This window comes from Pseudomonas sp. MWU347, from assembly GCF_017947305.1.
GTDB lineage: Bacteria > Pseudomonadota > Gammaproteobacteria > Pseudomonadales > Pseudomonadaceae > Aquipseudomonas > Aquipseudomonas putida_A.
In genome coordinates this window covers 1-816 of sequence record NZ_JAFGZB010000037.1, presented here as the reverse complement: position 1 = coordinate 816, position 816 = coordinate 1, and the positions used below count along the sequence as shown (strand labels likewise).

Annotated in this window: 1 protein-coding gene; it reads right to left on the bottom strand. The window is 57.2% G+C overall.

Annotated elements, in window-relative coordinates; translation table 11 throughout:
• Window positions 1–231: 231 nt before the first annotated feature.
• Entirely contained in the window at window positions 232–747 is a 516-nt protein-coding gene (locus tag KCG87_RS27350) for an Hcp family type VI secretion system effector (protein WP_003226246.1), read from the bottom strand.
• Window positions 748–816 lie beyond the last annotated feature (69 nt).

Here is an 816-nt window from a genome sequence, read left to right as displayed (position 1 = left end):
ACCTGATGGCTTCCCGGCCGGTCAGGGTAAACACCTGAAAATCGGCGGAGAGCCCTTCGATGGTCAGGGCAAAGTGGGTTTCATTGGCCGGCGCGAACATCCCTTGTTCCTCGTGCTGTACAGCGGCGTTCGTCGACAACCGCAAGGCGGTTCAACGCACGCGAAATTCTGGAGGGGCGTAAACAACATCGACCAGCAGGGCTGGTCGATGCTTGTAACGATCAGCCGTAATTAAACGACTGGAGCACGCCAGTCATCGGAACCCGAAGTACCGGATACTTCGTGGGTCCAGGTGATTTTGCGGTAGGTGAACTGCACTTCTTCCAGGTGGGTGAAGTGCGAGTTGCCTGGATCCTGGCAGTTGTGCATTTTGTTGTTGATGGCGACGATGATCGCGTCTTCCAGTTTGGTGGTGTAGTAGTGCTCTTGAGTACCTTGAGCCGAAGTACGGTACCACTGGATAACGATTTCGCTCATGCGCTCGCCGGAGGTCAGAGCCGCTTGCAGCAGAGGCGAAGCCTTGTCGTAGACCTTGGTGATGATCACTGGCTTGTGAACGCGCTGACCGGTTGGCTGACCGGACTGTGGGTCACGCGGGATGATCACGTCGTGGCTGAAAGCCTGAACCATAACCTGGTCTTCGTGGCCTTCCTGGTAGGTGTTGCCAACGGAGTCGGCGGTGAAGGCGCCGGCAGTGATCAGGCCTTGTTTTTCGCCGGTAACCGACATGTACGCTGGTGTTGCCATGGGGTGCTCTCCTTGCGGATAAATTTAGGGTGCCCGGGAGGCGAAATCGCCCGGTGGGTGCCTGACTGT

Bases quoted from the DNA above. Each gene is read 5' to 3' on its own strand.
- KCG87_RS27350 (WP_003226246.1), bottom strand. From the start codon at position 747: ATGGCAACACCAGCGTACATGTCGGTTACCGGCGAAAAACAAGGCCTG.